This window comes from Listeria valentina (genome assembly GCF_011800755.1).
GTDB lineage: Bacteria > Bacillota > Bacilli > Lactobacillales > Listeriaceae > Listeria > Listeria valentina.
In genome coordinates this window covers 1-7,526 of record NZ_JAATJW010000084.1, presented here as the reverse complement: position 1 = coordinate 7,526, position 7,526 = coordinate 1, and the positions used below count along the sequence as shown (strand labels likewise).

Here is a 7,526-nt window from a genome sequence, read left to right as displayed (position 1 = left end):
GCCCTGCGAATTGATTGGTGAAACATACTGTTTCATCGCTTTTTCGTCTTCTTTTTGTTCAGTTTTCAAAGGTCATTTAGTTGCAAAAATCAGTTTCATTTTGAAAGTGAATTCGTTTTTCGCGACTTTTAAATCATATCATTCAAACGCTGATCTGTCAACAATTTTTTAATTTATTTTTTATTCATTTTTAAATTAAAAACGTCGCAATTAGTAGCGCCGAGAACTAATATACCAAGTTTATAAGAGGATGTCAACAAAATTATGAATAAAAATGTAAAATCAAGTTTAACAGGCCTATTCCTGCATAAAAATTGCATATAAAAAGTGTACAACTCATTGTTGCACACTTTTAAGTTATTCAATTAATGCTTTTCTTTAGCCTGGCACTCTGGACAAATTCCATAAACTTCCAAACGATGCTTATTAATTTCATATCCAGTAACAGAAGCTGCAAAGTGTTCTACTTCATCTAAACCTGGATAATGAAAATCTACAATTTTTCCACACTTTTCACAAATCGCATGATAGTGATTGGACGTAGTGAAATCAAAACGGCTCGAAGCATCACCATAAGATAATTCTTTAATTAACCCTGCATCGCGAAACACACGTAAATTATTGTAAACTGTCGCAACGCTCATATTCGGATATTCAGGTTCTAAGGCCTTGTAGATTTCATCCGCTGTAGGATGGGAATGTGAATTAATTAAGAACTCTAATATAGCATGACGTTGAGGAGTAATACGGACTCCAGACTGTTTGAGGACATCTATTGACTCTTTTAATTGAGTACTAGACACCGCCATGCACTCCTTCCCTAAATTAAAATAATTTTAATACTTCTATTATTTTACTGGATACTCTTCTATTATGTCAATAATAGGGTTTAATAGCCTCGCTTTAAATCTACTTCATTCACTAAGGATTCGTTTTTCTTAAATCGGATCATGTTTTCAGCAAAAATGGGAAAGCTACGTTTCAGATACTGGTCGGTATGGCCGGACACGTGCGGAGTCAAAGTTACATTTTCGGCTTCCCATAATGGGCTTTCTTTCGGCAGAGGTTCTTCTGGAAAGACATCTAAATAAAAATGTCGAATGGCTTTTTTCTGGATAGCTTCTTCGAGCACTTCTTTTGCGGTTACGTTTCCTCGGCCAATATTAATGAAAACAGCATGGTCAGCAAGGCTTGCAAAAAAATTCCTTCCATAGATGCTATCTGTTTCTTTCGTCTTCGGAAGGATGGAAACAAAATAGTCTACTTCTGGAACGGACTTGGATAGGTTATTTAGCGGGTAGGTTTCATCAAAGGATTCTGCTTTGTGGCCGGTGGTGTTAAACCCGATCGTTTTCATTTGGAACATTTTAGCAAAGCGTGCTACTTGGATGCCGATTGCTCCGGTTCCGGCAACAGCGATGGTTTTTTTGCCTAGTTCCACTACCGGGTGTTCGGATGCGTATCGTTTTTGCCGCTGTGCAGTGTTGAAAAAACTTAGTTGCTTTACATCGTCTAGCAAATAAGCCATTACAAATTCGGCCATTGGGTAGGCGTGGATGCCTCGCACATTGGTGACTTTGATTTGCCGGCTTGTGATGGCTTTTTTCGGAAGGCTGTCAACGCCCGCTGAATACACCATGATCCATTTGAGATTTGTTGCTTCTTGGATCAGTTTTTCTGTGAGGTCACTGCCGTATGTGACGATTACTTCGACTTCTTTTAGTTCAGGAAAGCTTTCTAGACGGTCTGTGTAATGGATTTCGTCGGTTTTAAATTGTCCAGCGAATTCTTTTTGCAATTCTTCTGGAATTGCCATAGTGAAAACAATTTTCATTAAGTCTACCTCCCCTTTTTTACCCAGTGTATGACTTTTTTCGAAAAACAGCAATGATCTTGCCCTTTCAAGTTGCGACTTCGCTTTATTTTTCATAGAATAGAGGAGACGAGCAGGGAAACCTGTCTGATATAAAAGGAGATGTAAAGATGAATCACTCGAAATCTGAAGAGCTACACGAAGAAGCGAAAAAACACATTGTTGGTGGGGTTAACAGCCCAAGCCGATCTTACAAAGGTGTTGGTGGCGGTGTTCCGATTACGATGAAATCTGCAAGTGGCGCTTATTTTTATGATGTTGATGGGAATAAGTACATTGATTATTTAGCTGCTTTTGGTCCGATCATCACTGGGCACGCGCATCCGCATATCACAAAGGCAATCACGCACGCGGCAGAAACAGGCGTTCTTTACGGGACACCAACGGAGCACGAAATCACGTTTGCCAAAATGTTGAAAGAAGCGATCCCTTCGCTCGATAAGGTTCGCTTTACAAATTCTGGTACGGAAGCTGTGATGACAACTGTTCGGGTGGCTCGTGCTTATACGGGACGTGAAAAGATCATCAAATTTGGCGGTTCTTATCATGGCCACTTCGATCTTGTGCTTGTGGAAGCTGGTTCTGGTCCTTCTACACTCGGAACACCCGATTCTGCTGGGGTGACGCAAGCAACTGCGCGCGAAGTAATCACGGTTCCATTTAATGATTTGGAGGCTTTTCGCGAAGCTCTTAATGTTTGGGGCGATCAAGTGGCAGCCGTTCTCGTTGAACCGATTGTTGGGAACTTTGGGATTGTTGGTCCGGAACCTGGCTTTTTAGAGAAAGTGAATGAAATGACACATGAAGCTGGTGCGCTCGTGATTTATGATGAAGTCATTACGGCATTTCGCTTTATGTACGGAGGCGCGCAAGATTATTTACATGTAACGCCTGATTTAACGGCACTTGGAAAAATTATCGGCGGTGGGCTTCCAATTGGAGCTTATGGCGGTCGTTTGGATATTATGGAAGAAGTGGCTCCGCTTGGACCGGCTTATCAAGCTGGAACGCACGCTGGGAACCCAGCTTCCATTCAGTCGGGCATCGCCTGCCTTGAAGTGCTTCAAGAAGAAGGTCTTTATGACCGCTTTGAAAAATTGGGCCGGATGTTAAAAGAAGGGATTTTGAGCGCGGCAAAAGAATATCAAATTCCTGTTACGGTTAATCAAATTGTCGGCGCCTTAACCGTCTTTTTCACAGATAAAACGGTTCGAAATTATGAAGATGCGCAAAATACGGATGGTGAAGCTTTTGCTCAGTTCTTTAAGGGGATGCGTGAGGAAGGGATTTTGCTTGCGGCGTCGAAGTATGAAGCGTGGTTTGTCACAACGGCTCATACGGAAAGCGATATTGAAGAAACCCTCGAAGCGGTTCGGCGTGTTTTCAAAAAAATGGCGGAAAATAAGTAAAATCATGTTATTAATGAGTAAGTCGGGTTATAATAAGAAAAAAGTGTTTTTGGACACTTTAGAAAGGAATTACTTCGCATGAAATTCGGAGCTCGAATTCTAAAAACCGGAATTGCTATCTCGCTCGCACTTTTTATTGCGCAGCTTTGTAAGTCGCCTTCACCGGCGCTCGCAGGTATTTCCGCTATTTTTGCGATTCAGCCCTCGATTTATCGTTCCTATTTAACCATTTTAGAACGTGCTCAAGGGAATGTAATCGGAGCCGTGATCGCCATTTTGTTCGGACTCTATATCGGGAATGACTTCATTTTAATCGGTGTTGCTTCGATCATTTGTGTGGCGCTGTTGCTGAAATTAAAGCTCGAAAACACAATTGGTCTTGCTGTTGTGACGCTTGTCATTATTATGGATTCTCCCGGAAACGGCTTTCTCGAGACAGCACTCATTCGTTTTGGGACGATTATGTTGGGGCTTGTAGCGGCATTTATTGTGAACTTGATTTTTATTCCACCGAAATACGAAGTTACGCTTTACCAACAGATTTATACGACAAATAGCGAGATTATGAAATGGATCAAATTGAATTTACGTCACGCGGCGGATTTTCCTCTTCTGAAAAAAGATATGAACTGGATGCAAAATCAAATGTCGCAAATTCGTAATCAATATGATTTATTTAAAGAAGAGCGCTCGTTCCGTAAAAAAGAGATGCTCGCAAAGTCACGAAAGATCGCAATTTATCGGCAGATGATTCTGTGTTCACAAAAAGCGATTGATTTATTAAAAATTCAGCATCGCTATGAAAATGATTATTTGCTTCTAGCTCCGCTCAAACAAGAACTCATCAGGCAGCAAATTGACTATTTAACGGACAAACACGAACAACTGCTTCTTACTTATATTGATAAAGTTGCTGTGGATGTTGATTATGTGGAAGACCATTTGGCTCAGGATCCAAAAGAATTGATGGATTTATTTATTAATGAACTGAAATTGGATGATGAGACGCGTGAACTAGATGAGTATCACTTGATGCGGATTATCGCTTCTATTTTCGCTTATCAGGAAACGGTAGATTACTTAGAAAAATTAATTCACAGTTTCAAATTAAGACACCAAGAAGACAACCAAATTGATATTAGCGTCACTGAAGAATAAAAACGCTGCAGGCTAGTCCTGCAGCGTTTTTATTCGGGTTTCTTGCTGAAAAAGCGATCATTTTTAAAACTATAGCCTTTTAAGTTGCCATTCTTTAAATTGACTTCAAGCAAGTAACCGTTAGAAAGAAGCGTCAGTTTATCACCTTGGCGCGCGGTATTCGAAATGCTCGAAGTATGTAAATCTGTCGTCCAGCTGACTGTCTTTGTATTCGGATTAAAGGCACTTAGTTTCAAGTTGGAAGCCATCTCCGTCGTTTCACAATGCCAAATCAGCCAGTCTCCCTTACTTGTCGTAAGCGGCAAATATTTCGAACTGGTTGACAATCCTAGTCCTCCTGTTAGTCTAGCAAAGCGAATATATTCAGCTGAATATGAACTGCTGTTTGTATCAGTTACTTGGCTTTCAAAGTCAGTGAGCTTATGAAATGCGTCATTCGGTGGTCGTTTTTTGTTAGGATCCAGTATGAATTCACCCGCAATAAAAGCTTGTTGTGAAACTTTTTGTTTGGGAGAAACAGCTACTTTATTTTGTTCGACAAGTTTTGTTTGATAAAGGTAGGAACGCTCGTTTTCCATGTCAGTTTCAATATCTCCACCTGACTGAATGGACTGCATTTCTTTATCCGACAAGAAAGCGAGCAATTGATTATTTTCTGGATTTGTCGTAATTTGAGTGGTTTCAAAGTGTTTTCCACCTACTGAGCTTTCGGGAAAATCCGTTGCTTGGATTCCACCTTTCGCTACTTGCCCTGTTAAATTTTTAGGATTGATTTGATAAAATTGACCATCTAATCCTTTGAAATAAACAAACTGGTTTTTTACGATATAATTTTTATACTGTTTAGGTAATTGATTTTGAATTCCTTTAAAATCGGTTGTTTTCGCTAAAGTTTTCCCTGACTTTAAGGCAATCACTTGAAGGCCATTCCCCGTAAAATACCAAAGTTTATCTCCTGTTTTCCCGAGCAATTCTGCTTCCCCGCCTTGTTCAAGCTTCGTTTGCCAGATTTCTTCTCCTGTTTCTGGTGACAGCGCAACCGCGTAATACCGCGTGCTTCCGTACGTACCATATCGTCCTGTTTCATTGGCTAGAAAATTAGCTGTCGAAATCGCAACGGCATCATTTCCATCCGAAGTTTTAAATGCAACCATATTTTGTCCTGGTGTAACAGAATTTGCTCCGCCAAGCGCAATGGATAAAATTAAAAACAAAGCCACAGGAAAGGCAAGCGGTACAATTAAAATAGATAAAAAAGCGGCAATCGAAAAACGCTCTTTTTTTTGAATCAATCCTCGAATATATCGGATTGCAAAAAATACGCAAGCCGCTGCAATCACATAAATAATCGTTAAAAAGATGTTATGCCAAATCGCGTGATCATATTGAAAAGCGCGTACAATTCGGTCCCAAAATGTTAACTCCAATTTCTCTCCCCCTTTTGCTAGTTCACTTTCTTTTTGTCGTTTTGTGTAAAAATTCAGTTAGTTAACAACAGCAAAACCCTAAGCCCAATCAAAACTTTATGGGCCTAGGGTCCGTCAGTAATGACTTCAACGGTATTCCTTGTACTTTTCGTACCAAATGTCAATGTAGTCTTTCGAAAAAGGTCCCTTTTTATCAAGAATCCAGTGACTCAAAATATCCACATTTTTTCGTAAAATACGATCGATCGAATCCGGATATTTCATTTGGCGACGATGCTGTTCATATTCGCCCTCATCAAGCAAATGAAATCGCCCATCCGGGAAAACTTTGATATCCAAATCGTAATCAATGTATTTGAGCGCCTCACGGTCCACTGCAAATGGTGTTCCAAGATTACAATAATGATATAAGCCGTCTTCTCGAATCATTGAAATGACATTAAACCAATAATCGCTGTGAAAATAACAAATGGAAGGTTCGCGGGTAACCCACTTTCTTCCGTCTGATTCTACAACTAGCGTGTGATCATTTCCGCCGATGATCACATTTTCCGTTGATTTAAGGACAACTGTTTTTTTCCAAGTACGATGAAGTTTACCGTTATGCTTGTAGCTTTTGATTTGAATAATTTCTTTTTCTTTAGGCAAGTACATATGCGCTTTCCTACTTTCTTCATGTACTAGAAACGGTTCACTTTGTATTATAGCATAAAAAAATGACACAAAAAAACTATAAACTCCTTCAAAAATACGAATAACCCTAGAAAACCACTTTTTCAAGAACACAAAGAAAGCCTTGGACGATTTAAAACCATCCAAGGCTTGTTACATTATACAAGTAAAGTTCGTCCACCATCCACAATAATCGTTTGCCCGCGAATCATATCCGCTTGCTCACTTGCAAGAAATAGAACCGTGTTTACTAAATCATTTAGCTGAACCATTCTTCCTGCTGGTGTTTTATCAATCGCATCTTGAATCAATTCTTCTTTATTCGGGAAGTGATCAAGCGCCTCCGTTTCGATCAAACCTCCGGAAACCGTATTGACCGCAATTCCAAGGGGAGCAAGTTCAACCGCCAAATATCTCGTCAAGGATTCAACTGCTGCTTTTGAAACGCCAACTGTGGTGTAGTTTTCCAAGTAGCGAATGGCTCCAATCGAACTCAAACCGATAATCTTCCCGCCTCCCGTTTCTTGCATCAATTTCGCGGCTTCTTGACTAGCAAACAGCAAAGCTTTGGCGTTAATATTCATCGTCCAGTCCCAGTGGGTTTCTTGAAGCTCCATGAGCGGTTTTAAAACACCACTTGCGGCATTGCTAACAAATAAATCGAGGCGTCCAAATTTTTCTTTGATTTCAGCAAACATCGCGCGCATTTTTTCTACATCGCCAATATTGGCCCGAAAAAGCTCACAACGACGCCCCATTTGCTCGATTTCAAGTTTGACTTCCTCTCCCTTTTTCCGACTTCTCGCAAAGTTCACTGCGATGTCATATCCTTCTGCTGCTAGTTTTAATGCGATTTCGCGTCCTAACCCGCGACTACTTCCCGTTACGAGTGCTACTTTATTCATTGTTATTTCCTCCTCGTAAAATATATTTTAGAAAGATAAATGATCTTCCCTAAATGTTTCATTTCTTTTCCTTACGGAATAA

7 protein-coding genes are annotated in these 7,526 nt (G+C 40.2%); 2 read left to right on the top strand and 5 right to left on the bottom strand.

The features are described 5' to 3' along the window. Positions 1–365 precede the first annotated feature (365 nt). A complete protein-coding gene (perR, locus tag HCK02_RS12710; protein WP_115754000.1) occupies positions 366–809 on the bottom strand; it encodes a peroxide-responsive transcriptional repressor PerR in 444 nt (147 codons plus the stop codon). 80 nt (positions 810–889) lie between these two features. Next, entirely contained in the window at positions 890–1,834 is a 945-nt protein-coding gene (locus tag HCK02_RS12705; protein WP_167630477.1) for an NAD(P)-dependent oxidoreductase, read from the bottom strand. A gap of 149 nt (positions 1,835–1,983) precedes the next feature. On the opposite strand from HCK02_RS12705, the gene HCK02_RS12700 reads away from it, so the two are divergent. Next, positions 1,984–3,282 (top strand): glutamate-1-semialdehyde 2,1-aminomutase, encoded by a 1,299-nt coding sequence (locus tag HCK02_RS12700; RefSeq protein WP_167630476.1) that lies wholly within the window; start codon positions 1,984–1,986, stop codon positions 3,280–3,282. A 78-nt stretch (positions 3,283–3,360) separates the two neighbouring features. Next, the gene (locus HCK02_RS12695) at positions 3,361–4,440 is read left to right on the top strand and encodes an aromatic acid exporter family protein (protein ID WP_115754003.1); all 1,080 of its coding nucleotides are present in this window, start codon (positions 3,361–3,363) and stop codon (positions 4,438–4,440) included. Positions 4,441–4,469: 29 nt separating this feature from the next. Here the strand turns inward: HCK02_RS12695 and HCK02_RS12690 are convergent, their stop codons facing one another. The 3 genes from HCK02_RS12690 to fabL form a co-directional block, all read right to left on the bottom strand. After that, a complete protein-coding gene (locus HCK02_RS12690) occupies positions 4,470–5,867 on the bottom strand; it encodes a PA2928 family protein (protein ID WP_167630475.1) in 1,398 nt (465 codons plus the stop codon). Between the two features lie 126 nt (positions 5,868–5,993). Continuing rightward, positions 5,994–6,521, bottom strand: coding sequence for a nucleoside tri-diphosphate phosphatase (gene ntdP, locus HCK02_RS12685; RefSeq protein WP_115754005.1), 528 nt, complete (start codon positions 6,519–6,521; stop codon positions 5,994–5,996). Between the two features lie 176 nt (positions 6,522–6,697). Continuing rightward, positions 6,698–7,444: an enoyl-[acyl-carrier-protein] reductase FabL gene (gene fabL, locus HCK02_RS12680; RefSeq protein WP_115754006.1), complete on the bottom strand. Its 747-nt coding sequence runs from the start codon at positions 7,442–7,444 to the stop codon at positions 6,698–6,700. Positions 7,445–7,526 lie beyond the last annotated feature (82 nt).

Bases quoted from the DNA above. Each gene is read 5' to 3' on its own strand.
- perR (WP_115754000.1), bottom strand. From the start codon at position 809: ATGGCGGTGTCTAGTACTCAATTAAAAGAGTCAATAGATGTCCTCAAA.
- HCK02_RS12705 (WP_167630477.1), bottom strand. From the start codon at position 1,834: ATGAAAATTGTTTTCACTATGGCAATTCCAGAAGAATTGCAAAAAGAA.
- HCK02_RS12700 (WP_167630476.1), top strand. From the start codon at position 1,984: ATGAATCACTCGAAATCTGAAGAGCTACACGAAGAAGCGAAAAAACAC.
- HCK02_RS12695 (WP_115754003.1), top strand. From the start codon at position 3,361: ATGAAATTCGGAGCTCGAATTCTAAAAACCGGAATTGCTATCTCGCTC.
- ntdP (WP_115754005.1), bottom strand. From the start codon at position 6,521: ATGTACTTGCCTAAAGAAAAAGAAATTATTCAAATCAAAAGCTACAAG.
- fabL (WP_115754006.1), bottom strand. From the start codon at position 7,444: ATGAATAAAGTAGCACTCGTAACGGGAAGTAGTCGCGGGTTAGGACGC.